The following is a 24,912-nucleotide window of genomic DNA, read 5'->3' on the forward strand; positions in this document are numbered from 1 at the left end:
TTCTCATTTCCTCCTTGACTGAATCACTTATTTATTAACTTTAACCATAGATGGTCGGATCACGCGATCTTTTAACATATAGCCTTTTTGTAATTCCTCAACAATGTGGTTTGATTCGTGAGCTTCATCTTCAACTTGCATCACAGCATGATGCAAGTTTGGATCGAATTCTTTACCCTCTGTTTCAATAACTTCCACCCCATTGTTTGTCAGGACATCTTGCAATTGACGGTAAACCATGGAAATCCCTTCAATCAGATTACTCGTAGCTTCCGTCTGCTCTACTTGTAGGGCTCGTTCAAAGTTATCAAGCACTGGTAGCAAGTCATTCACGATATCTTGAGCTTTATACTTCCGCTCGGCTTCTTTTTCCTTTTGCGTACGCCTTTTGAAGTTATCATATTCCGCCTGCAATCTAAGTAAGCGATCGTATAAATCATCTTTCTCTTTTTGAAGTGCTGCAATTTCATCATCATTAACAGCTGTTTCTTCATCCGTAATAATTTCTTGCTCAGCTTCTTCGACAACATCCGCCTCTTCTGCTTTTATTTCTTCATTTGCTTGTGCTTGCTCTTTATTCTCTGCCACAAGCGACACCTCCACTCACTATATTTCCGTAAAAAACCAGCAGAAATGGTGGTAGGGAAATATAGACACAGGTGCCTCCCCCTGCCACGCATTGAAACTGCTCACTCTTTGTCCTTATACCACATATATAAGGTGTTTGTCATTTCATTCGACAATCCTTTTAGTAAAGAAATAACTTTACGATACTCCATTCGTTTCGGACCGAGCAGTGCAATTGTACCAATCTGCTCTTCCTCATGACGGAGGGATGAAGTGATCAAACTGAAATCTTTAATTGCTTCTACTTCATTTTCATTCCCAATCGTCACTTCAATACCTGGAGTCGAATCCTTAAGTAACTTAATGAGCTCATCTTCTTTATCCATCAAAGTATAAAAAGAGCGTACTTTGTCGATATCATTAAATTCAGGCTGCATCAGCATGTTCGATGTGCCGCTCACATATACCTTCACTGGATAATCCGTTAAGAAAATCGCTTTTAAATAGTTCAAAGAGTTTTCGTAATCATCCAGATAGCGTTTCATAATGTCCGCCATTTCAGTATAAAATATATTTTGGAGCTTCACAATCGGAATCCCGACCAGCTTCTGATTAATAATATTTACGAGCTTTTCCAAGTCAGAAGCATTAATTGCTTCTGGCAGTGAAACCATTCGATGTTCGACATGTCCCGTATTTGTAACCAATACCGCAACAGCAGTCTGCGAAGAAAGTGGCACAATCTGCAGTTGCTTTAATTGGGTTTCAAAAATTTCAGGACCGAGAATGATTGCTGTATAACTCGTCAGCTCTGATAAAATCTCAGCCGACATCTGAACAATTTGCTCGAATTCATAGATGCCTTCTTGCACTAACTTGCTGACGATTCCACGATATTTATTATGAGAAACTGGTTTAATTAAATGGTCGACATAGTAACGATACCCTTTTTCAGATGGAATTCGTCCAGATGATGAATGCATCTTCTCAAGAAATCCAAGTTCTTCCAAATCCGCCATTTCATTACGGATTGTTGCAGCACTAAAAGGAATGGTTCCTTTTTTAGCTAGCACCCGTGAACCAACAGGATGGGCAGTGTCTATAAAGTCATCAATTATAACCTGTAATAATAATAGTTGCCTCTCAGTCAGCATGATGTTCACCTCTGTTAGCACTCCAACTTCTCGAGTGCTAATTCTATTTATAAACTATCAAATCGGCAGGTTTTTGTCAATAATCTTAGCTCTCCTCATTTTTTCTTCGAGTTCATGATCGTCAAGGATAAACTCTTCAAATACAAGATTTGCAAGTAGCATCCCCTCATTCGTTAATTTCCAAACACCTTGTTTCACGGTGAGTAATCCTTGTCTTATCAACTTATTAAGCTGATCGCTGTAAAAATCTTTTAAAGAAAGGCCAAATTTATGCTGGAAAATCCGTTCATCATATCCGGCATTTTTCCGGAGTCCGAGCATTAATTCCTCTTCAATTTCCTCCCTTACTCCGATCTTATCAATTTCAAGGATCGGCTTTTCTCCACTTCCTGCTTTTTCGATATAGATAGGTAATGGACGAAGGTTGGCAATTCGCTTACCTGGAACATATCCAGATGCCCCCGCACCAAACCCATAATAATACTCATTATTCCAGTATGTTAAGTTATGCTTACTTTCAAACCCAGGCTTTGCAAAATTACTGATTTCATATTGTTTCACTCCGTTTGCTGCCATCGACTCTTTTAAAATTTGGTACATTGTTACCTCATCTTCTTCACGCGGTCGGTGCAACAGTCCTTTTTTATGCCGTTTGTAAAAAACGGTTTGCGGTTCGATTTGCAGGGCGTAAGTGGAATAATGCGGTAACTTAAATTGCAGCGCTTCCTTCAATGATTGTTGGAATTGTTCCACCGATTGATTTGGGAGTGCATAAATTAAGTCAAGGCTTATATTCGTAAACTCTTTTTTCGAGAGAATATTTACGGTTTGATAAACATCTTTTACTCGGTGGACCCGGCCCAGCTGTGCCAACATGTCATCGTCCATCACTTGAACGCCAAATGAAATTCGATTGATTCCGTACGCTTTTAATATATCCGCTTTCTCTTCGTCTATATCCCCGGGATTTAATTCAATGGTGAATTCTTCTAATCCGGCTATATCAAACTTCCGGTGCAACGTCTCGAACATCCATATTAATTGCTCCTTATCCAATGCGGTCGGTGTTCCCCCACCGATATAAATGGTACGAAGTTTATTTCCATCTCCGGGAATATAGCTCGCGATTTCTTTCTCGAGTGCGTGCAAATACTCTGTTGCACGTTTCTCGGTATAATAATATTTAACGAAATTGCAATAATGACACATCTGTTTACAAAACGGAATATGGATATATGCTGATTGTATGCAACTCATCGTGTACCTCTTTTCTTTACTTGAAGAATCTGGACGAAAAGGAAAAGCCTGAGAGCGTTTCGCTTTCAAGCTTTTCTTATCACATAGGAAACTATAAAACATAAATGCTGTGGATAAATAAGATATCCAGGGCTGGCCACGTCCGCTCTGCGCCCAGCAAAGCCCAAATGAATTACTTCTTGAGTAAACTTCTACGAGTAATCTTCTTGCGGCTTTGCGAGGAGTGTTTCTTCGCCGAGTATGCTTGCAACACGACGAGCAACTATCAAACTTCACACTCCTCCAATCGATAAGTCAACATCAACTCAAAACTAAAGGAGGGCCGTTTAAATTCGGGCTAAAGCCCAACTCACGTCTACCCCTAAAGAGGCATGTTTCCTTTATCTCATTCCGGAGTGCTCCAGTTTGTACGTTGCTACGACGCACAGGATGTGCTAGTGCAGGTGTAGCGACAGGACGTCGCGTTTTTAACCTGCAAGGGCGCTTCCGCCTTTGTTAATGTCATCTATTCATCATCCATTTCTAATACTGCCATGAACGCTTCTTGAGGCACTTCCACGGATCCAACCATTTTCATCCGCTTCTTACCTTCTTTCTGCTTCTCTAATAGTTTCCGTTTCCGACTGACGTCTCCACCATAAAGTTTCGCTGTAACATCTTTCCTAACGGCTTTTATCGTCGAACGAGCAACTATTTTATTTCCAATCGCCGCCTGAACCGGAACTTCAAATTGTTGACGAGGAATAAGTTTCTTCAGTTTTTCAACAATTTGTTTACCGCGTTCATACGCAAAGTCCCTGTGCACGATAAAGGATAGTGCGTCGATTGTTTCATGGTTCAACAAGATATCCATCTTAACAAGTTGGGATTCTTTGTAACCAATAAATTCATAATCAAAGGAAGCATAGCCTTTTGTGCTCGATTTTAGCTGATCGAAGAAGTCATAAACGATTTCAGATAAAGGAATATGATAAATAACATTCACTCGAATATCATCTAAATAGTCCATATTAATAAATTGCCCGCGTTTCCTCTGGGCAATTTCCATAACTGCACCAACGAAATCATTCGGTACCATTATAGTTGCTTCTACGAAAGGTTCGCTTATTGACTCAATCACTTGAGGATCTGGCATATCTGCGGGATTATCAACAACGAGTTTCTCGCCATTCGTCTTCATGACTTCAAAAATAACACTAGGTGCTGTCGTGATTAAATCGATGCCGAACTCTCTTTCAATCCGTTCTTGAATAATCTCCATATGGAGCAGACCTAAAAATCCGCAACGGAAACCGAAGCCTAAAGCTTGGGAAGTCTCCGCTTCATATTGCAAGGAAGAATCATTCAATTCTAAACGTTCCAGCGCTTCTCGCAGGTCATTATAATTATTGGATTCTACGGGATAAAGACCACAGAAAACCATCGGATTCAAGCGGCGATATCCAGGTAATGCTTCTTTTGCCGGACGGTTGACTAACGTAACGGTGTCACCAACTTGCGTGTCACCAACATTTTTCATTGAAGCTGTAAAATAACCGACATCCCCTACTACCAATTCATCTTTAGATGTGATTTTCGGCTTAAACACACCGACATCATTCACTTCGAATTCTTTATCTGTTGAGAACATTTTAATTTTATCTCCGACTTTCATGGAACCTTCCTTAATACAAACGTAGGCAACTACACCCCGGTAAGGGTCATAAAGCGAGTCGAAAATAAGTGCTTTTAGAGGGTCAGCCGGATTACCAGCTGGCGGTGGAATCACTTCTGTTACCCGCTCTAAAATATCTTCAATTCCAATATTAGATTTAGCCGATGCAAGAATAACTTCATCTGGATCGACGCCCAACACATCTTCCAGCTCCTGCTTCACTCTATCTGTATCCGCATTCGGTAAGTCAATCTTATTAATGACTGGAATGATTTCCAGGTCATTCTCCATGGCAAGATAGACGTTTGCTAAAGTTTGGGCTTCAATTCCTTGTGCGGCGTCCACAACTAGAATTGCCCCTTCACAAGCTGCAAGACTCCGCGATACTTCATATGTGAAATCGACGTGTCCCGGTGTATCGATTAAATGAAAGGTAAAATTCTCGCCTTTTTTACTTGTATATTCGAGCTGAACGGCATTTAATTTAATCGTTATTCCGCGTTCACGCTCCAAGTCCATTCCATCGAGGATTTGTTCTTTCATTTCTCGTTTGGAAATTGCCTTTGTGTTTTCTAAGATACGGTCAGCCAGCGTCGACTTCCCGTGATCGATATGGGCAATGATAGAAAAATTACGTACGTTTCTTTGTTCTTTCACCATTCCTGTTGTTCACTCCTACAACCCGATTTAGCTTGATTGTTCCTTTGCCGGGCATATAAATTTGGTGATAAATGCTAGCATTGATTATAGCAATTGAGACAAGGATATTCAAGAACAAACGTATGCCAAACGCCATTTACACGAAGGTTTTACTTTTTTAGTAAAACAATCTTGATACTTGGTATAGTAGTTCGACAACGATTTCATAGAAGAAGTTTACGATTGTTTCAAGTGCTGAGGCCGCTTTATAGGCTGGAGTGGAGTCGGTTGGGGTGAGTGTAGTTTCTTCGATGGGTTCGTATGTGTTTCCGACTTCCACCGCCCGCCGTTCCTCTGCCTCAATGTTTGGTTGTTCTTCATTTGGTTGCTCTTCCCGTACTTCTGCAACCTCTCTTGGCTGCTCCTCATAAGCGCTTCTCTCCTGGTTGACTCCATATAAAGCGCCCCCCAAAAAGCAAACGGCAAATAATAATAAGATGGTAATGAAACGCATTTCCTCTCCCCCTTAGTTTCCTTGTACAGCTTCGGCATCCCAGTAATGATCACTGAAAACGTCAACTAGCGCTTGAACCGTCCGATATGTTTCTTCTAATGTATTATCAACTCCGCCGATTTCAAGAACCAATAGATTTTCTGACAGGTCTTGGTTATAGACACCATTATTATTGGCTCCGCCTTGAGGAACGACTCCTCGACTTAAACCGGGATATTTTTCTTCTAGTTTATTATGCAGACTTTCAGCTAGTTCGAAATTCTTTTGAAAGGAAGGATTATCTTGCCCAATAACGAACATGATACGAGCATAGATTTCTCCATTCACTTCTTTTGTCGTAACATCTCGCGGCATGCTATCTCGGTGGATATCAAATGCATATTTCAAGTCTCCGTGCTGGGAAAATGCTTCCGCTACAACTTCTCGCGATGCGTCATAAGACTTCCAGTATTCCCAACCCCTATCCAAAAGCACTTCACCAATAATATCTGTATCGTCTACAATTGCTCCGATTCCTTTTTTAGCCAAATCTTCCTTCATTCGCTCAGAAACTTTTGTAATATTTATCTCCCCGTGATGGGCAAGGTTAGAATCATCCACATCAGGTAAATGCGGCAAGAATGCTTCCCGGTTATGTGTGTTATAAATAAACACCGTATCCTGTAACTCTTCCGCTTCTTCTGGCGGCGCTTCTTCTGTTTCTTCTGTTTCCTCATTTTCTTCGTAAACAGCTTGCCTCTCCTCTAATACATCTTCCAGTGGGAAACTTGATTCAACTGGTAAATTGGAATAATCCGTTCCTTCTCCCGCAATTAGTATTTCTCTGTCGTATCTTGAAAATCCCGGTAGTTCATTACCAAGTAAACTTCGGAAATCTTGTGGTTTAATACTTGTCACTAATTGAAATAAACTTTTGGAAAGTGTATGTAGTTGATTATGTTCTTCGTAATGAAGCATGAGCGCTCTATTTTCCATGCCTAATAAATTCAGAAAAACGGAACCGTCAATATCACTAGTCCACTTTGAAATCATACTGGACGATAATCGGTTGGCAGGTGGCGTTGTTGTCATATAACCAACAATGACAAAGATAAGGAAAAAGCTTGCTGCTAAAGCTAAAAGCTTTCGTACTCGTCCAAATGAGCGATTATTTTTAGAATAAAACATGATTCTCCCCCCCTGATTTCCTGTACAATTAACTCTATGACAGAAATCTAGTTGGTAGAACCATGTTTTCTAGTAAATATAGTAATTATCTTGTAAAGCTCGCAGATTCACTTCCATCAATATTCTCATGCAGGGCATGGTTTATTCCTTCTGCCAACAGATGAGCCATATCGAGCATGAATCCATCTACTTCTTTCGGCGTAACCATCAAGTTATGACCAATCGGGGTCAGAACCTCGGAAATTAGCTGCCTTTTCTCTTCCTCTGTTAAACCTCCTACAATTCCAAGTACTGTCTTACGTTGTTCAGAATCAGGAAGGTCTTCCTCCGTAAACTTCTTTGAACCAAATGCAAGCCCACCTGGCGTTAATGCTTTACTTGGTAAATCTTTTTCTTTCCATTCCCTACCAAAATGTTTCAATAAAAAATCGATTGTATCACTCGTAATCGTTACCGCGTCAACAACCGTCGGTACTCCAATTGCTATAACCGGGATTCCGAGTGTGTCTTTACTAAGTTCTTTTCGTTTATTCCCTACCCCAGAACCGGGGTGAATCCCCGAATCAGACAATTGTATCGTTTCATTTACTCGTTCAATCGACCGAGCGGCAAGTGCGTCAATCGCGATGACAAAATCTGGATCAAACTTCTCAACAATCCCTAGCACAATGTCACTCGTTTCAATTCCTGTCACTCCCATGACTCCAGGAGTGACAGATGCGACTGGGCGATAACCCTCTGTCACAGTCTCGTAATCAAGCCTAAAAAGATGACTTGTGACCAAGATTTTTTCAGCTGTCATTGGGCCGAGTGCATCTGGTGTAACATTCCAATTCCCAAGACCTACAATTAACCCTTCCGCATCTTGCGGGACATCGTTCTTCTTTAATAAGTTACGGAGTTCCATCGCAAGAATATCTGCCGCTGCCTTTTGCCTTTTTGTATCCTGCGACTTGACTCCATCCGCATAAATCGTGACATATGCACCTTCTTTTTTTCCAATTTGTTTTGCACCCGCTGCATCTATATCTACGTAAGAAATCCTTATCCCATCTTGGTCTCTGTCTTTAACGATGATCCCTTGAATCTCACTCGCTGGTTTTTCTTGCTCTACATACATATCCCTTGCTTCTATCGCTAAGTCTGTACGAACTTGATAATTTTTCTTATCGTCCATTCCGCTTCCTCCCAGTAATACAAATATTTTTCCTGTTATCCTTAGAATGAACGAAAGTGCTATGATTCATGCACGAAAGATAATATAATAATTCTGTTGAAAACTTAAGCCTAGTTTGGTAAAATTACTTTGTTAATGAAAAAGCGATACGAAGAGATGGTTGAAAAATAAAAATGCTTTTATTAACCACCCAATTCTTCTATAGGAGGTGACATCATGGCTAACATTAAATCTGCTATCAAACGTGTACGTACTAATGATAAGAAACGTTCGCTGAACCTAGCAAAAAAATCTGACATGCGTACTGCCATTAAACAGGTAGAAAAGTATGTAGAAGCAAATGATGTGGAAAATGCTAAAACAGCACTAAATGCAACAATCAAGAAGATTGATAAAGTTGTCCAAAAAGGTATTATTCACAAAAATAATGGAGAGCGTCATAAAACTCGTTTAATTAAAAAAGTGAATAATCTAGGTGCATAAATAAAAAACGATCCAAGCGCTGGATCGTTTTTTTATTTTTCCTTTATGCTGTTTCAATTAAATCATATAGCATTAATTCAAATGCCATCTCTTTCTCCATTTTTCCTGATTTTATCGTTGCATCTGTGTCTGCCAGCTGAATGATAATGCGTTCTAACTTATCTACAGTGAATTGACGTTCCCGGTTTAGAGCAATTTTTACAACGTAAGGGTGTACTCCAAGCTGTTTTTGCATTTGAAACTGACTATACCCCTGCTGCTTTAATAATTTCACCCGTAATATCGAACGAAATTGGAACGCGATTAAGGAGATCATCGCAATCGGCTCTTCTTTCATTTTTAATAGATCTTTAAAAATCCGGATTGCTTTATGTAAATCCTTTTCAATCACTGCGTCTACTAAACGCAATGCCGAACTTGTCGTCGTATGAGAGACAAGCTCTTCGGCAATATCTTTTGTTACTTCACCGTTCGGACCAACATAAAGTGCTAGCTTCTGCAGTTCATTTTCCAATTGATGCAGATTGTTCGATAGCTCAGCCTCCATTATTTCATACGCTTCATCATTAATTGTCACTTGCAATTGGCTTGCGATAGAGTTTACCCATTGTTTTAAATCATTATCTTTGATTGGATTGCAAACCGCAACAGCTGCATGCTTTTTCAACAGCTTACTTATTTTCTTTCGTTCATCAATTTTCTCATATGGAGCTATGATGACGAGAACCGTATAATCAACAGGTGCTGCTAAATACCGTTCAAGTGCAAGCAGATCATGTTCGAAAGTTAATTTATCAGGTTTCGCTTTTAAAAAAACCGGATTTTCAGCAATAACCAATTTCCGTTCACTAAAAAATGGATACGTTTCTGCATCCCCTATCGCCGCCTCTATTGGTACTTCTTCCAGGTCATAGACAGCTAAACTGTCCTCGTCATTTGCTGCTACCTTTTCAATTAATTGCTGTTTCAATTGTTGGAGGAAAAAGCTTTCGGAACCATAGAAAAAATAAATTGGTGCGATTTGTTTTTTCTTAATTTGTTTCAATACATCCATATATGACACGCAGAACCACTCCAGTTATGTATGTTGCTACTTTTGATTGTATCATAACAATGAAGCACAATATATCAAAGAACTAATTTTTTTCTTCCAGCAGCTTACTCAACCTGCGCAGCCTGAAATAACTAGGAAATTCCCTTTATAAAATCCAAAAAGTCTATTAATCGCTTTCATACAGCGTAAGTGTCTTTGCTCGTTCTTTTAATTTAGAACTCTAATCGCCGTTCAGTTGCCCGGTGGACGGATGCGCGGGCACAGCCGAAGCCTCGACGCACAGGACGTGCTAATGCAGACGTTGCCACAGGACGTGGCGTTCTTAGTCTGCCTCGGGCTAACGCCCTGCGGGGCCTCCGGACTCGTGCTATTCCCGCAGGAGTCACCGTCCACCGGGCAACTGAACTGGTAGAGAGGATTACTATTAATGGAAAAATCCCCACCATGATAGGTTTCCTCTTACTAAAATGAAAAGTAGTGCTCCAAATTTGGTATTTCCTCGGAGCAGTCCAGACACCTCGAGACTCCTGCAGGAGGATAGGCATAGGTGAGACCCGGCAGGGCGACAGCCCGAGGAGGCTCACCAGCCGCCTGCGGAAAGCGAGAGGTGTCTGGACTGCGAACCTCCAGGTAAGAGTTGCACTTACGCTGTATGAAAGCTTCTGTGGTTTATTTTATGGATTGTGATATACCCCGTCCGACTTCGAGTGCTTGATAGGATAAACTACTTTTAGTATTTAGATGCGAAAATAGAGCAACTTATATTACAAGTGGATTTTTCATTCTTTTTATCTTATACTAGTGTTGGATGACAAGGAGGGGTATGATGAACGAATTTGAAAATAATCCACAATCTAAAAACAATGACGTGATCGATTCAGGATTTGGTTTTGTGTTTTCATTTTTATTCTTTTTCCTAATTTTTGCGATTGGGGTCGTGTTTAACGTTATCGGTAGCTAAAAATAAAAGCATTCCAAAAAGAGACTGAAAATTATTCAGTCTCTTTTTTAATACGGTAAAAATGTTTCGAACCACGCCTCATCTTCACCAAATATATATTGTACGGCCCCGTGCTTGTCCGTGCGAAAAATTCGGATACCTAGTTCTTCTAATGTTTCAATTACCTCTTTCGTTGGGTGCCCGTATGAATTACCTCTTCCAACAGAAATAAATGCATCCTTACTTTGAAGGGATTGCAGAAATAACGGATTGGATGATGTATTACTGCCATGATGAGCTATTTTAATAACATCTGCCTGAACTTGATAGTGCTTCATAATTTCCAATTCCTCTGCTTCACTTATATCCCCAGTGAACAACCAGCTGCGGCTACCAATTTCTGTAAAAAGCACCAATGAATTTTCATTGGCATCCTGTTTATCTACTACAGGAGAGACCACCGTAAAGGGCTGTCCTTGAATATTAATCGTACTTCCAACCTCGATGCGTTGTAATGGAACTTGATGATCCATAAGCTTTTGCATCAACTTCGGTTCAAAAACATAGTAATCGCTGACATAAACTTCTTTCACAACTCCATCCTCTATCATAAATTCAAGACTTCCGAAATGATCAAGGTCTTCATGGGATATAAACAATGCATCTATTTCATGAATTCCCCGAGACCGCATATAAGGCTTAATGATCCGTTCATACACGGTTGGTGAAGGTTCCATATCAGTAAGAGAGAAGCTTGCACCAGCATCAATCATAATCACACCTTCTCGGTACGGTAATTCAATAATAAAAGCATCACCCTGTCCAATATCTAACATCGTTACAGTTCCTTTGGCCGAAAAGTAAGGAGCAGCTGCATAGCCAGTTAATACAAGCGTAAGAAGGATAAATCCGATGAAAGCTTCCTTCAATCGCTCTCTTTCCACCAAGACGAGACTCACCACTAAACAGAGATAGTAACAAATAAAAAAAGCAACAGGTAAATCAGATACATACAAAGGGTAATTAAAGTATTCATCCACCCACTCGATAAATAGAAGCACATTATAATGAATACCGGTAAATAATATATCGAAAGCATGTAATATGGATTCTGACAAAAAAGAAAATAATAAGAAGAAAAACATAAACGGAATAACAAAAATAGAAAAGTACGGAATAATTACTAGATTCAATAGAATCGATAACGGTTGAAAAAGAGAAAAGTAATTGAGCTGGATTGGAAGAATAACCATCTGGGATATAAAACTGATAATCAACACCTGGTAGAATGAGGATGATACAAGGGACAACCATTTACGCGTAAGGATAATTCCAAATGTGACAAGGAACGAAAACTGAAACCCTATATGGTAAATGATAAACCGGTCAAAGAGAAGCAACAGGAGAAAAACGACACTAATGATATCAAGTGCAGTCACTGAAATTTTCATTCGTCTTAAAATGATGAACAGAACAACCATTGCACTTGCACGTAGCACAGATGGTTCGCCACCAGCAAGTACAGCATAAAGCGGTAAAAATAACAAGACAACAAGTTCTGCTTTCTCCCTCGTCATGGCTGATGTTTTAATAAGTAAAAAATAGACGAGTCCTACAACGATTCCTATATGCAGTCCGGAAATCGCAAGTATATGCGATAGTCCCCAATCCTGGAACAATCGAATGACCGATGGATCAATCTTAGAATCATCCCCCAATACAAGCGCATTGACCCAAGCGGCAGTATAATCACTGATATTTTCTGGTGCTTGATGCAATAAGAGCTGGCGGAGGTAAATAAATCTGTGCCAGAAGGAAGCGCCGACACAATCGATATCTGTCAGATCATGAACAACAATCTGTTTCGTAATTTCCTTCTTTAATAGGAATTGTCGGTAATCAAATTCACCAGGATTGCTTGCACCTTCCGGGTATTCGATTTTACCATGAACGATACATTCAGCCCCGTATTTCAATAAAGCTGTTTCATTAGGAGCGATTTCCCTTTCGTCAGGGAAATAAATCACCAGCACTTTATCAGCAGTTGTATCGTCTTCAACAACAAGTTCAATTTTATTTTCTTGAATAATCGGCGAGCGAATAATTTCCCCTTGAAGAAGTGTGGAGTCGTTGGAGTTTTTCTGTGAAGATATATCTGTCTCTACGTGTGGCAGATAATAAAAGAAAAAGAGGTAGGAAATAATAGATAGGAGTAATGGTAATATTTTCAACCGATGACTAGCAAACAAATATGCGAGCCAAAGAAACATCAAGATAAACAAGTTCCACTCAAACAAAACAGATATTGCAGCTACTAGTGCTGATAATGCTACAATATGCCAGTAACCTTTCATTTTACAATCTCCTTTTAGAACAGCCCAAATTCCTCTTCCACAAAAGTGATTTGGACTGTCCATAATAAAGGGGAGTCTATTCGTTCAAGAATAGTCGCTCTACTTCTTCTTTGAACTCTTGTACTTCATTGTCTTCTCCATTCTCAGCCAATTTTGTATATAACTTTTCAACGAGTTCTTGTTTTTCCTTGTAATGTGTGTCAAATGTGAGATAGTCTAAAGTAACTTTCACCGTTTTTACGCCTGTTTGTTCAAATAATTCGATCGCATAAGGATGATTTCGATAATCCTGTGCATAATAAACGGTTCGAATTCCGCTTTGAATGAGCTGTTTACAGCACTGCAGACAAGGGAAATGTGTTACATAGATATCGGCTCCTTCCGTCGGGACACCGAATTTTGCACATTGTAAAAGTGCGTTGGCTTCCGCATGAACAGTTCTTACACAGTGTCCGTCAATTACGTAACATCCTTCATCTATACAGTGTACACTTCCTGATACACTGCCATTATAACCGCCCGCAATGATCCGTTTATCCCGGACAATCGTTGCACCGACCATAAGTCGTTCGCATGTACTTCTTAATGCCAATAGATGGCTTTGTGCCATAAAATATTGATCCCATGAAATTCTTTTCAATCGTAACCCCCCAAACTGTTTCTATTACCCTAGTTTACCTGTCAACTCTATTTTTCGTCAATCCATACTTTACGGGACTTGAATTTGATCAATGAAATTAGCTAATGTTTTTTCACCAATTCCTGAAATATCCAGAAGATCCTCTGCCTGTTGAAACAATCCGTTTTCTTCCCGGTATTGAATAATTGCTTGGGCTTTGGCAGGACCAATTCCATTTAATGATTCTATTTCTTCTTGGCTTGCATCATTAATGCGAATCTTTCCTTCCGCTTCTCCACTAGCTGGGTTTTCAGGATTTGCCCCTGATTCTTCCCCTTGCTTATATACAATGAGAGACATTTCATCATGGACTTTTTGCGCAAGATTGATAAGTTGAACATCTGCATCTTCTGTAAATCCACCAGCGATTTCAATTACATCATTCACACGGGCATCCGGACTCATCTCATACACTCCAGGCTTCTTCACTTCTCCTTTAATATCAATAATTACATTTTCAAAAGTCGTCTCCTGTTCCTCTGCCGTGCCAATGATTGCTTCGGCATCTTCCCCTGCCGCATGGAGGTTGTTTGGCTTACTCTCTTCTTTCACAGATTTACCAGTTATGAAGAAAAAAAGTAGTACTGCTAGACCAATTCCAGCAACGAATATTATTTTCTTTTTGACATCTGACATAGTGGGGTCACATCCTTAGAGGGGGAAATACTTATGTGGAATAGACAGTTTAGGGGGCTTAATCATATGGTTCGACATCGAACGTTAAACTCCTGCCTACAGAAAAACCTCAAGATAATTGAATTATCTCGAGGTTTTTCTTGCGGAAAAGAAAATTCTGGCAGCATCATCAGCGATGCTTTCATCATTTACTGCAAAATCGGCATACACTTTAACATTTTCAAAGCCGCTCTGTTGTAAAATTTCTTTGTAAAAATTGATAGAAAATGTCCGTTGATGATGCTGTTCGTCAAATCGTTCATACAATCCATCCTGCAAATAATAAAAGGTTAGGTCATGATACATTTCCCCAACTTCTTCGCCCGGAATACAAAACCAGATATAAGAAGCTTCATCGGTTACTTCCGCAAATGTTTCATTAACATAGTAATCCAAAATAAATGGTAAATGATGAACATCGAAGAGAAATAAACCACCTGGCTTCAATAGATTAAATACATGCTGAAATGTTTTGCGGATTTCTTCTGGTTCCGTTATATAATTGATAACATCACAGTAACTGATGGCAAGATCGTAATCTCTAAGTCCTGAAAGCTCTCTGATATCTTGATGCAACCAATTGACTGTAATCTTATTTGCACTCGCTTTATGTTCAGCATACGTAAGCATTTCCGCAGAATAATCAATCCCGGTCATCTCATAGCCTCTTTCAGCAAGTCTAGTCGTTATTTCTCCAGTACCACAGCCAAGATCGGCAATCCGCTTTACGTGAGTTTTGGAAGAACGAATCATTTCCTCCGTGAAATCCACCCATTGTTCGTAGGGGGCGTGAGTCATTAAATGATCATATACTTCAGCCATGCGCCGATACACCATCATTAACCCTCTTGTCCGATATGAAGCGGAACTTCCGCTGCATCTCCCCATAGCCGCTCTAAATTATAGTAGCTGCGTTCATCTTTATGGAATATGTGACAAACAATATCACCAAGGTCGATCAGTACCCAGCGCGCCTGTTCAAACCCTTCCATTCGATTAACTTCAATATCTTGTTCATCCATTTCATCCTTGATCGCCCGCGCAATCGCCTGTACTTGACGTTCCGTGTTACCGTGACAAATTAGAAAATAATCCGCAACTAAAGATACTTGATTCATATCTAGAGCAATAATATTTTCCGCACGTTTATCATCACAAGCTTCCGCGATCGACTGAACGATTTCATTCATTTCCATTCAATAATCCCTCCGTATGAATTGTTCTTGTTAAATCATTATATGCGTGAAACGAATCCGGGTGGATTGTCACTTTCTTCTGTATCAGATAATTTAACGTATTTCTCGCAACTAACCAGCATGCATAATCTAAACTTTGTTCACTCGCTGCACGAACTTCGTCAATACCTGGTATATCCCTGCCAGGTTCGATATAATCTGCGAGATAGACAATTTTTTCGATATTCGTCATACCAGCTCGGCCTGTCGTATGGTGTGCAATGGCTTGAAGTACATCGGAGTCCGTGATGCCATATTCATTTTCCATTACGTGCGACGCGACAGGTCCATGCCATAATTCCGAGTGGTACGTTAATAAATCGTTAGATAAATGATTATTTACAAGATAGGTTTTCAAATCTTCCACAGGCCAGTTCTTGGCGTAGTCATGGAGTGCTGCTGCAAGCTTTGCCTTTTCGGTAGATTCTTTAAAGCGTTTGGCTAGTACTCCACTCGTTTCAATCACACGTAACGTATGCTCAAATCGTGGAGCTTTTAGTTCTTGTTTTACTAATTCAATTGCTTCCTTCAAATCCATATAACCGCTCTCCTCTAATATAAGCATCTACACGCTCTGGCACGAGATATTTCGCCGATCGGTTATTCTGTAGACGATTGCGAATCTCTGTCGAAGAAATATCAATCAATGGAATATTTACCGTCAATATATTGTAATCTGTTGCTAATTCATAGCCAGAGCGTTTCACACCTACAAATGGCACGAGTTTAATAAGCTCGTCTATACGGTGCCAATTCGGAAGGTATTCCACCATATCAGCCCCGATAAGAAAATAAAATTCATAATCCGGGTACAAGGTGGTTAATTCCTTCATCGTATCAATCGTATATGATTTCCCGGATCGTTTAATTTCGATTGTACTTATTTTAAAATACGGGTTCGTTTCGATTGCCAGTTCAATCATTTTAATGCGGTCATGTACTTCCGTCTTTGCATCATTTTTATGAGGAGGTGTGTAAGTTGGGATAAACCAGATCTCATCCAACTCGAGCGCTAACCGGACTTCTTCGGCAATGATTAAATGGCCTAAGTGCGGCGGGTCGAATGTTCCTCCAAGAATACCAATCCTCATCATGTCACCATCCATCCTTTTTAAGGCAACTCAATTTGTTTATTTTCCACTGATTCCTTATAAAGGATAATATTATTCCCGATGATTTGCACGAGTTCTGCATCCGCCCCTTGAACTAGCTTGTCCGCAACCGTCGCTTTATCTTCGAGACAATTTTGCAGTACACTGACCTTTATTAACTCTCTCTTTTCCAAAACGTCTATAATCTGTTCGATCATATTATCATTTACACCAATTTTTCCAACTTGGAAAATCGGTTTTAAATGATGAGCTTCCGCGCGTAAAAATCTTTTTTGTTTTCCTGTCAACATATTATCTTCCTTCCAATACAGCTAATAGTTCGTATTCCATTTCTTGCACATCTGGGCACATACCTGTCCAGATTTCAAACGCATATTGCGCCTGGTAAAGCAACATCGTATGCCCTAATAATATTCTTGCTCCGAGACGTTCTGCATCTTGCAGAATCTGGGTTTTAAGCGGTTGATAAACGATATCACTCATGATTGTCTCGGGATTCAACCGATTCAATTGGACAATCGGCTTTAAGTCAACACTTTTCATACCAATTGAAGTCGTCTGGATAATCAAGTCATATTCATCTAGATGCCGGCTAGCTTCCTCAATCGTGAAAATTTTTGTCTTAGTATTATCCTTACCCAACTTTGCTATATCTTCCGCTTTTTCCTGTGTACGATTTGCAATATCGATTTGAGCGAAACCAAATTTAGTTAGGGCGTAGTAGATTCCTCGAGCTGCTCCACCTGCACCCAGAATCATTATCTTCCTATTTAAATGCTCGAATAAGTCGGGATAAGCATTTTCAAGTGATCGTACGTAACCAATCCCGTCTGTATTGTAACCCACCCATCTTCCTTTTTCATTTACGACCGTATTAACCGCCTGCATTTCCTTTGCAATATCATCCATGTCATTTAAGTAGGGAATGATTTTCTCTTTATACGGTACGGTAACGTTAAAGCCGTCCAATTGTTTTTCCTTTAACTCCAACACCTTTTCTTTAAAATCATCTTCTGGAGTAATTTCAAATAGACGATATTCCCCTTGTAATTCTGCTTTCTGTAATAATCGCTCATGTATCCATGGTGATAACGAATGCTGAATTGGATACCCGATCAGCCCTAACTTGTACAATGAACCTTCCCCCTATATTAATGAATTTCTAACTCCAGCAGAAACCCCTTTCGGACTGTGAACAACGACGGTCGCTTCTTCCCCACTCACCGTTACCCAACCAAGTCCTGGAAATACGATATCTTTTTTACCTCCTGAAATCTTGAAGGAATGCTCTATGAATGGAGGCAAGAGCTCGATACTTTCTTCTGTCGGCGGTGATAATAATCCACCGAGATGTGATTCATACAATTCATCGGCTTTTTCCAACTTAGTCCGATGAATCTCCAACTCATTTGCGAAATAACAAATAAAAGCAAGTCGTTCACCCTTAACAAAATCCAGTCTTGCCAAACCGCCAAAGAACAGGGTTTGTCCAGAATTTAATTGAAAACCTCGAGACTTAATTTCTTTTCTCGGTGTAACAACTTTTAAGTCTTCTGGGGAAAGATAATGCGCAATCTGCTGTTTATTCACAATACCAGGTGTATCAATCAACGAAGCTGAATCATCTAACGGGATTTGAATAAATCCTAACGTTGTTCCCGGGAAATAAGATGTCGTTATTACATTTTTATGTCCAGTCGACTGTTTAATGAGTGTGTTGATAAATGTTGATTTTCCTACATTCGTCGTTCCGACTACATAAACATCTTGGCCATTTCGTTCATAGTCGATTGCTTCCTTCAGCTCATCAATTCCCGTCCCTTTCACCGAAGATATTAAAAATACATCTTGAACTTTAATACCAGCATCTTTCGCTTCCTTCCTTAACCACTGGATGAGTTTATTTGGATTCGTCGACTTTGGCAATAAATCAAGTTTATTTCCTACTAATATAATCGGATTTTTTCCGGTAATTCTTGGAAGGCTCTCAATGAGACTTCCATGGACGTCAAATATATCAATCATATGAACGATTAATCCTTCCGACTCGCGGATAGAACTAACCATTTTCAAAAAGTCATCATCTGTCATCGGTACATCCTGTGTTTCATTATAATGTTTCAGTCGAAAGCAGCGCTGGCAAAGCACGACTTCTTTCTCTAGTGCAGCAGCAGGAGCATAGCCGATTTTTTCTTTATCTTCTGTTTGAATTTGCGCTCCGCAACCTTCACAATATATTGTTTCCATTTATTCGTCCTCCCAGCTGATTTTTCCTTTGGAGCGGAAATAGTTTAAAATCATTCTTTCAATTCTCCGATTAAACTGTGTAATCTTTGCATCAGACTGCACAATCGGCACAACTAATATCGTATAGAATCCAGCTGAATTTCCTCCAAGTACATCTGTCAAAAGCTGGTCACCAATCACAACGATTTCATCTTTCTCTAGATTCATTTCCTTTGCGACTCTGTTAAAAGCCCTGCGCAGTGGTTTCCTTGCGCTATATACGTATGGAGTCCCTAGCGGATCAGAAAACGCTTTGACCCGGTCCAAATTATTATTGGAAATGATTGTAACTTTAATATCGTGTTCTTTCATTTGTTCAAACCATTTGACTACCTCAGGAGTTGCATCGCGTACATCCCAGGCAACTAATGTATTATCAAGATCTGTAATAATTCCTTTGATCCCCCGTTTTTTCAATTTTTCCGGTTGGATATCAAAGATACTTTTCACATTTTCATTCGGTAAAAACCTATTAAGCACTTCCTACACCTCATTATTCATCTTTCCGTAGTATTATCTTACCCTATAATAGCGTAATTAGGGTGAAAGATAAACTAACTACTGATGTAAACTTCTATTTAATTCTAATTTTTTCCTTCTTGTTCGGTTAATTGTTCTGATGTGTGATATGCTTTTCATAATTAACTTAACCTTCACACCCGAAAACCAAAGAAATGATTCCTTTTATTCAGCGTAAGTGTCTTTGCTCGTTCCTTTAGTTTAGAACTCTAATCGCCGTTCAGTTGCCCGGTGGACGGATGCTTTCCGCGGGCACAGCCGAAGCCTCCTCGGGCTACCGCCCTGCGGGGTCTCCGGACTCGTGCTATTCCCGCAGGAGTCACCGTCCACCGGGCAACTGAACTGGTAGAGAGGGTTAATATTAACAGAAACTATCCCACTATAATGAGAGTTCTAATTCCCAATTCCTTAAATGAAAAATAGTGTTCCAAATTCGGTCATTGATGGGAGCAGTCCAGACACCTCGAGACTCCTGCGGGAGGATAGGCCTAGGTGAGACCCCGCAGCGGGCTTGCCCGCGAGGAGGCTCACCAGCCGCCCGCGGAAAGCGAGAGGTGTCTGGACTGCGGACCCCGGAAAGAGAGTTGCGGACTTACGCTGAATGAAAGGAATTCGTAGTTTTTGCTGATGAAGGTATATATGGTATACCTTTCTGTTTCGGGCTACGAAGGTTGAGTAATAAACAAATACTTATCTATTATCTAATTTAAGGAAGAAAGGGGTATTGACTTGGTATTTACTAAAGTTGTCTATGCTGAGGACACGTATACTTTTGAAGAGAAAATAAACGAGGTTATTTCCAATGAGTCAAAAACTGGGGTTACGCTAAAAGACATTAAATTCAGCTCTGTTTTTCAAGGCGGAGCCCTAGGATCGGATACAATAGCGAATACTGCTATATTAATTTTTGAAAAAGAATGATCACAGTATTTATTTGCTAACCCGACGAAAAATCACGTCGGGTTATTTTTTATAAAAAATCTGAAGTATATTCTATTCAGCCAAGCTTTATACCTGTTTTCCTCCGATTTTTTTAAAAAATCGTTCGACATAAATTGACAATTCAAAAATTGGGGATAACCTTATTCACTAAAAAAATCCCTTTAATACAACATTTTTATCAGTAAACAGCGAATTATGCACAAGTTATCTACATTTACCTGTAGATAACTTGCGTCTTGTCCTCGTTTTGGAAACATGGTAAATTATTAATTGAACATTCTCATGACGATAATTTTGGGGGATTATAATATGGAAAATTTATCCGATGAACTGCTTGTAGAATCATATATAAAAGCACGTAAGTTAAATCTTAGTCAAGATTTTCTGTCACTGATCAAGAAGGAAATTGATAAGAGAAGTCTTAACAACAAGATAAAACAGTACCGTTAATAGAAAAAAATCAGCTAACTCACCCCTGTTTTTGTCGATTTTTTCCTAAATCAAGAAAACTTTAATGGACATACACTATTTACCCCCACAAATCATACAGTTTACTATAGGCTGTAGCCTAATTGGAAGTGAAGACTTTATTGTGGGGGTGTTTGTCCTTGTCTGGAATTTTATCTGTTCTTGCTGTCATCATGAAGGAAGCAATGTTTTTCGTTTCCTATATAAAGAATCACGCCTTTCCGCAACCGCTATCTTCCAAGGAGGAGGCAAAATATATAAAAGCAATGCTTGAAGGGGATGGTGAAGCAAGGAACAAATTAATCGAACATAATTTGCGTTTAGTAGCTCATATTGTTAAAAAGTTCGATAATACCGGCGAAGACACGGAAGATTTGATCTCAATTGGAACGATCGGTCTCATTAAAGGAGTAGAAAGCTTTTCAGTAGATAAGGGAACAAAATTAGCCACGTATGCCGCACGTTGTATTGAAAATGAAATTCTTATGTCTGTAGGGCAGTGCGAGGTAAAAAATTAGAAGGTGTGGATGTTGACGGTATCTGCATCAATCACCTCAACTTCTTGAATAATCATCTTTAGAACTTTTTGTTTTCGATTTACATCTAAGTTAGATCCCTTTACTTCGAGATAGTACTTAATTGCTTCTTCCAAAGCGTAGGTACTTTTTTTATTTCCTTCATTTTCAATTTGTTGCTGCAGGTTATCCAGCTTCTTCTGTAGATCATTCTCTTTTATCCTGGATTCCTTCATTTTTTCCTTTATCTCTTCTAGATCAATATCGTCATCATCTTCTGAAATAGTTATTAAAGTTAGAAGACGCTCCCGACCGTTTTTAATTTTCTTTATTTGTGATTTTAGATGTTCTATTTCTTCATATATATAGTGCTTCTTTTTCTCAACAGTTTCTATCTTGATTTTATCCGGATTATCTAGCAAATCAATTATTTCCGACCAGACGAAACCGTTAAGCTTATTTTCGCTCATCATCCGGCCACATCCTTTGTTTTTAGCACCGGCATAATTCTTTCTACATTCATACACATAAAAATCTTTCCCGTGTGATTTTAGCTTTCTCCCATTCATTGTTTCACCACATCGACCGCACCTAACTAAACCTGAAAGTAAATAATTATGTTTTCTAGTTGATTTATATCTACGGCTGGATTCTTGTATTAAAGCTTGAGCAAAATCAAATTGTTCTTCACTAATAATTGGAGGAATCTTAGTTAGTAACCATTCCTCCCTCGGGCGAAGCTTCCCATGCTCTATTTCCTCACCGGCTTGTTTTCTAACATAGTCACCTTCAGTATCGTATTTATTCTGATAGTGATTACCCATATATGATTCATTTGTCAGAATTTGTCTAACCACATTCCTATGCCATACCTTTTTACCTTTTTTTGTGGGGATACCTAATTCGGTCAAATGGTGAGCTATTCCATTTATACCTTTAAAAGAAGTGTCTGGATCGGTATAGTAGTCAAAAATCATCCTTACAATTTTGGCTTCTTTTTCATTAATAATGTAAGTTTCATTTTCTTTATCGTATGTATAACCATACATATTGCCGTTTTTAACAACTTTCCCCCTTTTTGCTTTGCGGTATCGCCCAGTCATTGTGTTGTGTTTAATTTTAGCCTTATCAAACTCTGAAAAAGCTCCACGAACTTGGAAGTATAGATTTCCTTCCGGATCGTTCTTGTAATCACTTTTTACGAATAATAGTTTGACCTCGTGTTTATCTAGTTTTTCGGTAATTATTAATTGATTTAGTAGTTTTCTAGAAAGACGGTCCGGGTCATAACATATAACCTTTTCAATGACCCCTTTCTCAACATCTTCTAATAGCTTCGTTAAATTAGGGCGATTAAGTATCTCTCCAGTGTAACCATCATCGATATAAGTCAATACATCATTCGTTTCTGCAAGTCGTACACAATCTTCAATCTGGCCTTCGATGCTGTACCCTTTTAGCTGTTCTTCCGTTGATACTCTTGCATAAATTGCTATCATCTTTTATTTTCTCCCTTCTGTATTCATTGTAGAGGTACTGATAACAATCACTGATGACTTTTTCAAAGTGCTTCCCCTTAATCACTTTTATCTGCAAAACACATCACCCCTTATTGGATGATATGCTGATGCAGCTTGTACGAATGTATGTTTATTATATACGGTAGTACATGATAAATCCACCTCAACAGGAACTTTTGTTCTCTTTTTGTTGCTTTTTCAATCTGTTCACCTTATAATAAGAACAAACGTTCCAAGGAGTGAAGAAAAATGAAATTAATAAATGTTACTTTGATGCAAGAACAGACAGTGAATGTTGTCAAAGCAGCATCGCCATGGAAAGACTCGGCAGTGAATATTTATGAATATCAAGACACCCGTTTTATTCATGAAGTTAGTGGGGATAATCAAGTATTAAGTATTTCAAAATTAAATACGCCCATTACAGAAAATGATTGGATTCTTGGTGTTAAAAAAATAATGAAGTTGAATCTTGTGGATGTAATGATAACTGTTAGACCAAGTGGAGTTGTCTTTATTAAGGAAAAAGACGATTCACTCCCGAAGATAGCGAACTGTACTTATTGAGGGAAGTCGAAAAATGAAAGATCTGGTACTTCGATTTATAACCTTGCCAATGGCAGTGCAAGTTTTTAAACAAGATAAAGAACAACTTCAAAAGTCGAAGGTGCATATAATATATTTCAATCTGATTGACAGCATTTTAGAAAAGATGCAGGAAGATTTTAATAAGTTGAAAGTCGAAATGTATTCCAAACATCATTTAGATGTACGATATTTGGGTAAAGAAAACGGAATGGTAAAGTATACTATTAATAAGGAAGAGATTGGATTTTCACCAAATGAGTTACGCGATAATACTGAGGAATTAATGAAGGAATATCTCATCAATGTGGAAATTAAAAGCAAGGAACTTATCTGGGGAAATTAAAGGTATGAGGTAGTAAACGAATTTAATAAATATATTTAATAACACCCCCTCTTTATCAGTTATTTCGATTGTATGGTTAGGAGGGGATTTTATTATGGCTAAAAAAATAACTGGACATTTAGTAAATCATTTTGAATGGAGAGAGTGGGCTGACTATGAAAATTATGTGTTTGAGGATGAAAAAATAAGAAGTGCTTATAATGGTTACCGGGATACGCCTAGTAAAGAGGAGTGCGACAAATTATGTGCAGCCCTATCAGGAGAGGTTAATGTGTATAAAATGATTTGAAAGAAAAACAGCCTCTCAACCGGAAATTAGTTGAGAGGCTGTTTTTCTTTAGTAGGGTCGGTTACAACAATGACAGAATTCTCTTTTATGCCTTCTGTTGTGATTGTGTTTGTAACAGTGACACTCCTCATGTCTTCTCTTACAGGAATGACAATGATCATGCTTCTCTCTAGAACAATGTTCATGCCTCTTTTCAAAACAATCATCATGCTTCCTTCTATGGTCGGAATAACACATAACTTATCCCTCCTCTCACATTTAACATATGCGTTTTGAAAAGAGAAGGGTGGACAAAGTTAATAGTAAGAAACACAATTTAGTTGTTACTGTATTTCGCAGAACATTGCAATTAATAGTTCATAATTTTGAAAAGAGAAAATGAAAAAACAGCCCGGGGTTTCCAGTCCCGGGCTTAGTGTGTTGCACATATTTTTACACATTACACATTAAATTATAACCTATTTTACTCTCAAACGCTGCCCCGGCTGAATAACATCACTAGTCAAGCCATTAAGGCTCTTGATAGCATTTACAGTAGTATTATACTGTTGAGCGATTCCCCAGAGGGTCTCACCTTTTTTAACAGTATGATAAACAGCCCCGCCACCACTGACAATTAACACTTGTCCAGGATAAATATCATCAGATGTCAACCCATTTAAATCTTTCAACTGCTGTACAGTCATGTTGTGGGCTTGAGCAATACTCCAAAGAGTATCCCCTTTTTTAACCGTGTACGTATTACCTCCACCGCCGGACTTTCTTTTCAATCCTAAGGCTT

29 protein-coding genes and 1 pseudogene are annotated in these 24,912 nt (G+C 39.1%); 8 read left to right on the forward strand and 22 right to left on the reverse strand.

Features of this window, described 5'->3' with window-relative positions; all coding sequences use genetic code 11:
* Nucleotides 1-27 precede the first annotated feature (27 nt).
* The 7 genes from grpE to gpr form a co-directional block, all read right to left on the reverse strand.
* A complete protein-coding gene (grpE, locus tag IEX94_RS06210; RefSeq protein WP_188856481.1) occupies nucleotides 28-588 on the reverse strand; it encodes a nucleotide exchange factor GrpE in 561 nt (186 codons plus the stop codon).
* 101 nt (nucleotides 589-689) lie between these two features.
* Nucleotides 690-1,721, reverse strand: coding sequence for a heat-inducible transcriptional repressor HrcA (gene hrcA / locus IEX94_RS06215; RefSeq protein ID WP_188856482.1), 1,032 nt, complete (start codon nucleotides 1,719-1,721; stop codon nucleotides 690-692).
* A gap of 57 nt (nucleotides 1,722-1,778) precedes the next feature.
* Nucleotides 1,779-2,978: a radical SAM family heme chaperone HemW gene (hemW, locus tag IEX94_RS06220; RefSeq protein ID WP_188856483.1), complete on the reverse strand. Its 1,200-nt coding sequence runs from the start codon at nucleotides 2,976-2,978 to the stop codon at nucleotides 1,779-1,781.
* A gap of 505 nt (nucleotides 2,979-3,483) precedes the next feature.
* The gene (gene lepA, locus IEX94_RS06225) at nucleotides 3,484-5,292 is read right to left on the reverse strand and encodes a translation elongation factor 4 (protein ID WP_188856484.1); all 1,809 of its coding nucleotides are present in this window, start codon (nucleotides 5,290-5,292) and stop codon (nucleotides 3,484-3,486) included.
* Between the two features lie 157 nt (nucleotides 5,293-5,449).
* Nucleotides 5,450-5,785, reverse strand: coding sequence for a hypothetical protein (locus IEX94_RS06230; protein ID WP_188856485.1), 336 nt, complete (start codon nucleotides 5,783-5,785; stop codon nucleotides 5,450-5,452).
* Nucleotides 5,786-5,797: 12 nt separating this feature from the next.
* A complete protein-coding gene (spoIIP, locus tag IEX94_RS06235; protein ID WP_188856486.1) occupies nucleotides 5,798-6,952 on the reverse strand; it encodes a stage II sporulation protein P in 1,155 nt (384 codons plus the stop codon).
* Nucleotides 6,953-7,037: 85 nt separating this feature from the next.
* Nucleotides 7,038-8,129: a GPR endopeptidase gene (gpr, locus tag IEX94_RS06240; protein WP_188856487.1), complete on the reverse strand. Its 1,092-nt coding sequence runs from the start codon at nucleotides 8,127-8,129 to the stop codon at nucleotides 7,038-7,040.
* 216 nt (nucleotides 8,130-8,345) lie between these two features.
* On the opposite strand from gpr, the gene rpsT reads away from it, so the two are divergent.
* Nucleotides 8,346-8,612: a 30S ribosomal protein S20 gene (gene rpsT / locus IEX94_RS06245; protein ID WP_156856834.1), complete on the forward strand. Its 267-nt coding sequence runs from the start codon at nucleotides 8,346-8,348 to the stop codon at nucleotides 8,610-8,612.
* Between the two features lie 43 nt (nucleotides 8,613-8,655).
* Here the strand turns inward: rpsT and holA are convergent, their stop codons facing one another.
* Nucleotides 8,656-9,666 (reverse strand): DNA polymerase III subunit delta, encoded by a 1,011-nt coding sequence (holA, locus tag IEX94_RS06250; RefSeq protein WP_308425586.1) that lies wholly within the window; start codon nucleotides 9,664-9,666, stop codon nucleotides 8,656-8,658.
* A gap of 826 nt (nucleotides 9,667-10,492) precedes the next feature.
* Between holA and IEX94_RS06255 the strand changes: the two genes are divergently transcribed.
* Nucleotides 10,493-10,627 (forward strand): YqzM family protein, encoded by a 135-nt coding sequence (locus tag IEX94_RS06255; protein ID WP_188856489.1) that lies wholly within the window; start codon nucleotides 10,493-10,495, stop codon nucleotides 10,625-10,627.
* 47 nt (nucleotides 10,628-10,674) lie between these two features.
* On the opposite strand, the gene IEX94_RS06260 is transcribed toward IEX94_RS06255, so the two are convergent.
* From IEX94_RS06260 to IEX94_RS06310, 11 genes are all read right to left on the reverse strand, one after another.
* Nucleotides 10,675-12,960: a DNA internalization-related competence protein ComEC/Rec2 gene (locus IEX94_RS06260; protein ID WP_188856490.1), complete on the reverse strand. Its 2,286-nt coding sequence runs from the start codon at nucleotides 12,958-12,960 to the stop codon at nucleotides 10,675-10,677.
* A gap of 76 nt (nucleotides 12,961-13,036) precedes the next feature.
* Complete coding sequence (locus tag IEX94_RS06265; RefSeq protein ID WP_188856491.1) at nucleotides 13,037-13,600, reverse strand: ComE operon protein 2; 564 nt, start codon at nucleotides 13,598-13,600, stop codon at nucleotides 13,037-13,039.
* Nucleotides 13,601-13,669: 69 nt separating this feature from the next.
* Nucleotides 13,670-14,275: a helix-hairpin-helix domain-containing protein gene (locus tag IEX94_RS06270; protein WP_188856492.1), complete on the reverse strand. Its 606-nt coding sequence runs from the start codon at nucleotides 14,273-14,275 to the stop codon at nucleotides 13,670-13,672.
* Nucleotides 14,276-14,398: 123 nt separating this feature from the next.
* Nucleotides 14,399-15,202, reverse strand: a complete 804-nt coding sequence (locus IEX94_RS06275; protein ID WP_268239580.1) for a class I SAM-dependent DNA methyltransferase — start codon at nucleotides 15,200-15,202, stop codon at nucleotides 14,399-14,401.
* Nucleotides 15,154-15,510 carry a ribosome silencing factor gene (rsfS, locus tag IEX94_RS06280; RefSeq protein ID WP_156858040.1) on the reverse strand — a complete coding sequence of 119 codons (357 nt, stop codon included), beginning with the start codon at nucleotides 15,508-15,510 and terminating at the stop codon, nucleotides 15,154-15,156. The genes IEX94_RS06275 and rsfS overlap by 49 nt, the downstream gene beginning before the upstream one ends.
* Nucleotides 15,497-16,087 carry a bis(5'-nucleosyl)-tetraphosphatase (symmetrical) YqeK gene (yqeK, locus tag IEX94_RS06285; RefSeq protein WP_156858041.1) on the reverse strand — a complete coding sequence of 197 codons (591 nt, stop codon included), beginning with the start codon at nucleotides 16,085-16,087 and terminating at the stop codon, nucleotides 15,497-15,499. Before yqeK ends, rsfS begins: the two co-directional genes overlap by 14 nt.
* Entirely contained in the window at nucleotides 16,065-16,643 is a 579-nt protein-coding gene (locus tag IEX94_RS06290) for a nicotinate-nucleotide adenylyltransferase (RefSeq protein WP_156858042.1), read from the reverse strand. Before IEX94_RS06290 ends, yqeK begins: the two co-directional genes overlap by 23 nt.
* 17 nt (nucleotides 16,644-16,660) lie before the next feature.
* The gene (gene yhbY, locus IEX94_RS06295) at nucleotides 16,661-16,951 is read right to left on the reverse strand and encodes a ribosome assembly RNA-binding protein YhbY (RefSeq protein WP_156858043.1); all 291 of its coding nucleotides are present in this window, start codon (nucleotides 16,949-16,951) and stop codon (nucleotides 16,661-16,663) included.
* Between the two features lies 1 nt (nucleotide 16,952).
* Nucleotides 16,953-17,795, reverse strand: coding sequence for a shikimate dehydrogenase (aroE, locus tag IEX94_RS06300; protein ID WP_156858044.1), 843 nt, complete (start codon nucleotides 17,793-17,795; stop codon nucleotides 16,953-16,955).
* 12 nt (nucleotides 17,796-17,807) lie between these two features.
* On the reverse strand, nucleotides 17,808-18,908 hold the full coding sequence (gene yqeH, locus IEX94_RS06305; RefSeq protein WP_188856494.1) for a ribosome biogenesis GTPase YqeH: 1,101 nt from the start codon (nucleotides 18,906-18,908) through the stop codon (nucleotides 17,808-17,810).
* The gene (locus tag IEX94_RS06310) at nucleotides 18,909-19,427 is read right to left on the reverse strand and encodes a YqeG family HAD IIIA-type phosphatase (RefSeq protein WP_188856495.1); all 519 of its coding nucleotides are present in this window, start codon (nucleotides 19,425-19,427) and stop codon (nucleotides 18,909-18,911) included.
* Nucleotides 19,428-20,195: 768 nt separating this feature from the next.
* Between IEX94_RS06310 and IEX94_RS06315 the strand changes: the two genes are divergently transcribed.
* From IEX94_RS06315 to IEX94_RS06325, 3 genes and pseudogenes are all read left to right on the forward strand, one after another.
* Complete coding sequence (locus IEX94_RS06315) at nucleotides 20,196-20,387, forward strand: hypothetical protein (RefSeq protein ID WP_188856496.1); 192 nt, start codon at nucleotides 20,196-20,198, stop codon at nucleotides 20,385-20,387.
* Nucleotides 20,388-20,717: 330 nt separating this feature from the next.
* Entirely contained in the window at nucleotides 20,718-20,858 is a 141-nt protein-coding gene (locus tag IEX94_RS06320) for a sporulation histidine kinase inhibitor Sda (RefSeq protein ID WP_156856337.1), read from the forward strand.
* 158 nt (nucleotides 20,859-21,016) lie between these two features.
* Nucleotides 21,017-21,364: pseudogene (locus IEX94_RS06325) on the forward strand (sigma-70 family RNA polymerase sigma factor); the annotation flags it as partial.
* A 26-nt stretch (nucleotides 21,365-21,390) separates the two neighbouring features.
* On the opposite strand, the gene IEX94_RS06330 reads toward IEX94_RS06325, so the two are convergent.
* Nucleotides 21,391-22,890: a recombinase family protein gene (locus tag IEX94_RS06330; protein ID WP_188856497.1), complete on the reverse strand. Its 1,500-nt coding sequence runs from the start codon at nucleotides 22,888-22,890 to the stop codon at nucleotides 21,391-21,393.
* 270 nt (nucleotides 22,891-23,160) lie between these two features.
* On the opposite strand from IEX94_RS06330, the gene IEX94_RS06335 reads away from it, so the two are divergent.
* The 3 genes from IEX94_RS06335 to IEX94_RS06345 all read left to right on the forward strand — a co-directional run bounded on the left by IEX94_RS06335 (nucleotide 23,161) and on the right by IEX94_RS06345 (nucleotide 24,131).
* Entirely contained in the window at nucleotides 23,161-23,478 is a 318-nt protein-coding gene (locus tag IEX94_RS06335; RefSeq protein WP_188856498.1) for a hypothetical protein, read from the forward strand.
* 13 nt (nucleotides 23,479-23,491) lie between these two features.
* Nucleotides 23,492-23,842: a YhjD family protein gene (locus tag IEX94_RS06340; protein ID WP_188856499.1), complete on the forward strand. Its 351-nt coding sequence runs from the start codon at nucleotides 23,492-23,494 to the stop codon at nucleotides 23,840-23,842.
* 94 nt (nucleotides 23,843-23,936) lie between these two features.
* Nucleotides 23,937-24,131 (forward strand): hypothetical protein, encoded by a 195-nt coding sequence (locus IEX94_RS06345; protein ID WP_188856500.1) that lies wholly within the window; start codon nucleotides 23,937-23,939, stop codon nucleotides 24,129-24,131.
* 26 nt (nucleotides 24,132-24,157) lie between these two features.
* Here the strand turns inward: IEX94_RS06345 and IEX94_RS06350 are convergent, their stop codons facing one another.
* Nucleotides 24,158-24,316, reverse strand: coding sequence for a hypothetical protein (locus IEX94_RS06350; protein ID WP_188856501.1), 159 nt, complete (start codon nucleotides 24,314-24,316; stop codon nucleotides 24,158-24,160).
* 273 nt (nucleotides 24,317-24,589) lie between these two features.
* Nucleotides 24,590-24,912, reverse strand: a 323-nt coding sequence (locus IEX94_RS06355) for a LysM peptidoglycan-binding domain-containing protein (protein ID WP_188856502.1), incomplete at its 5' end; no start/stop codon positions are given.

It is taken from the genome of Oceanobacillus indicireducens (assembly GCF_014647195.1).
GTDB classification, from domain to species: Bacteria; Bacillota; Bacilli; order Bacillales; family Amphibacillaceae; genus Oceanobacillus; species Oceanobacillus indicireducens.

Bases quoted from the DNA above. Each gene is read 5' to 3' on its own strand.
- IEX94_RS06345 (WP_188856500.1), top strand. From the start codon at position 23,937: ATGGCTAAAAAAATAACTGGACATTTAGTAAATCATTTTGAATGGAGA.
- yqeK (WP_156858041.1), bottom strand. From the start codon at position 16,087: ATGGATTTGAAGGAAGCAATTGAATTAGTAAAACAAGAACTAAAAGCT.
- hrcA (WP_188856482.1), bottom strand. From the start codon at position 1,721: ATGCTGACTGAGAGGCAACTATTATTATTACAGGTTATAATTGATGAC.
- lepA (WP_188856484.1), bottom strand. From the start codon at position 5,292: ATGGTGAAAGAACAAAGAAACGTACGTAATTTTTCTATCATTGCCCAT.
- IEX94_RS06290 (WP_156858042.1), bottom strand. From the start codon at position 16,643: ATGATGAGGATTGGTATTCTTGGAGGAACATTCGACCCGCCGCACTTA.
- IEX94_RS06255 (WP_188856489.1), top strand. From the start codon at position 10,493: ATGAACGAATTTGAAAATAATCCACAATCTAAAAACAATGACGTGATC.
- IEX94_RS06350 (WP_188856501.1), bottom strand. From the start codon at position 24,316: ATGAACATTGTTCTAGAGAGAAGCATGATCATTGTCATTCCTGTAAGA.
- rpsT (WP_156856834.1), top strand. From the start codon at position 8,346: ATGGCTAACATTAAATCTGCTATCAAACGTGTACGTACTAATGATAAG.
- spoIIP (WP_188856486.1), bottom strand. From the start codon at position 6,952: ATGTTTTATTCTAAAAATAATCGCTCATTTGGACGAGTACGAAAGCTT.
- IEX94_RS06260 (WP_188856490.1), bottom strand. From the start codon at position 12,960: ATGAAAGGTTACTGGCATATTGTAGCATTATCAGCACTAGTAGCTGCA.
- IEX94_RS06230 (WP_188856485.1), bottom strand. From the start codon at position 5,785: ATGCGTTTCATTACCATCTTATTATTATTTGCCGTTTGCTTTTTGGGG.
- IEX94_RS06320 (WP_156856337.1), top strand. From the start codon at position 20,718: ATGGAAAATTTATCCGATGAACTGCTTGTAGAATCATATATAAAAGCA.
- IEX94_RS06335 (WP_188856498.1), top strand. From the start codon at position 23,161: ATGAAATTAATAAATGTTACTTTGATGCAAGAACAGACAGTGAATGTT.
- holA (WP_308425586.1), bottom strand. From the start codon at position 9,666: ATGGATGTATTGAAACAAATTAAGAAAAAACAAATCGCACCAATTTAT.
- IEX94_RS06340 (WP_188856499.1), top strand. From the start codon at position 23,492: ATGAAAGATCTGGTACTTCGATTTATAACCTTGCCAATGGCAGTGCAA.
- gpr (WP_188856487.1), bottom strand. From the start codon at position 8,129: ATGGACGATAAGAAAAATTATCAAGTTCGTACAGACTTAGCGATAGAA.
- IEX94_RS06275 (WP_268239580.1), bottom strand. From the start codon at position 15,202: ATGGGGAGATGCAGCGGAAGTTCCGCTTCATATCGGACAAGAGGGTTA.
- hemW (WP_188856483.1), bottom strand. From the start codon at position 2,978: ATGAGTTGCATACAATCAGCATATATCCATATTCCGTTTTGTAAACAG.
- rsfS (WP_156858040.1), bottom strand. From the start codon at position 15,510: ATGGAAATGAATGAAATCGTTCAGTCGATCGCGGAAGCTTGTGATGAT.
- yqeH (WP_188856494.1), bottom strand. From the start codon at position 18,908: ATGGAAACAATATATTGTGAAGGTTGCGGAGCGCAAATTCAAACAGAA.
- IEX94_RS06330 (WP_188856497.1), bottom strand. From the start codon at position 22,890: ATGATAGCAATTTATGCAAGAGTATCAACGGAAGAACAGCTAAAAGGG.
- yhbY (WP_156858043.1), bottom strand. From the start codon at position 16,951: ATGTTGACAGGAAAACAAAAAAGATTTTTACGCGCGGAAGCTCATCAT.
- IEX94_RS06270 (WP_188856492.1), bottom strand. From the start codon at position 14,275: ATGTCAGATGTCAAAAAGAAAATAATATTCGTTGCTGGAATTGGTCTA.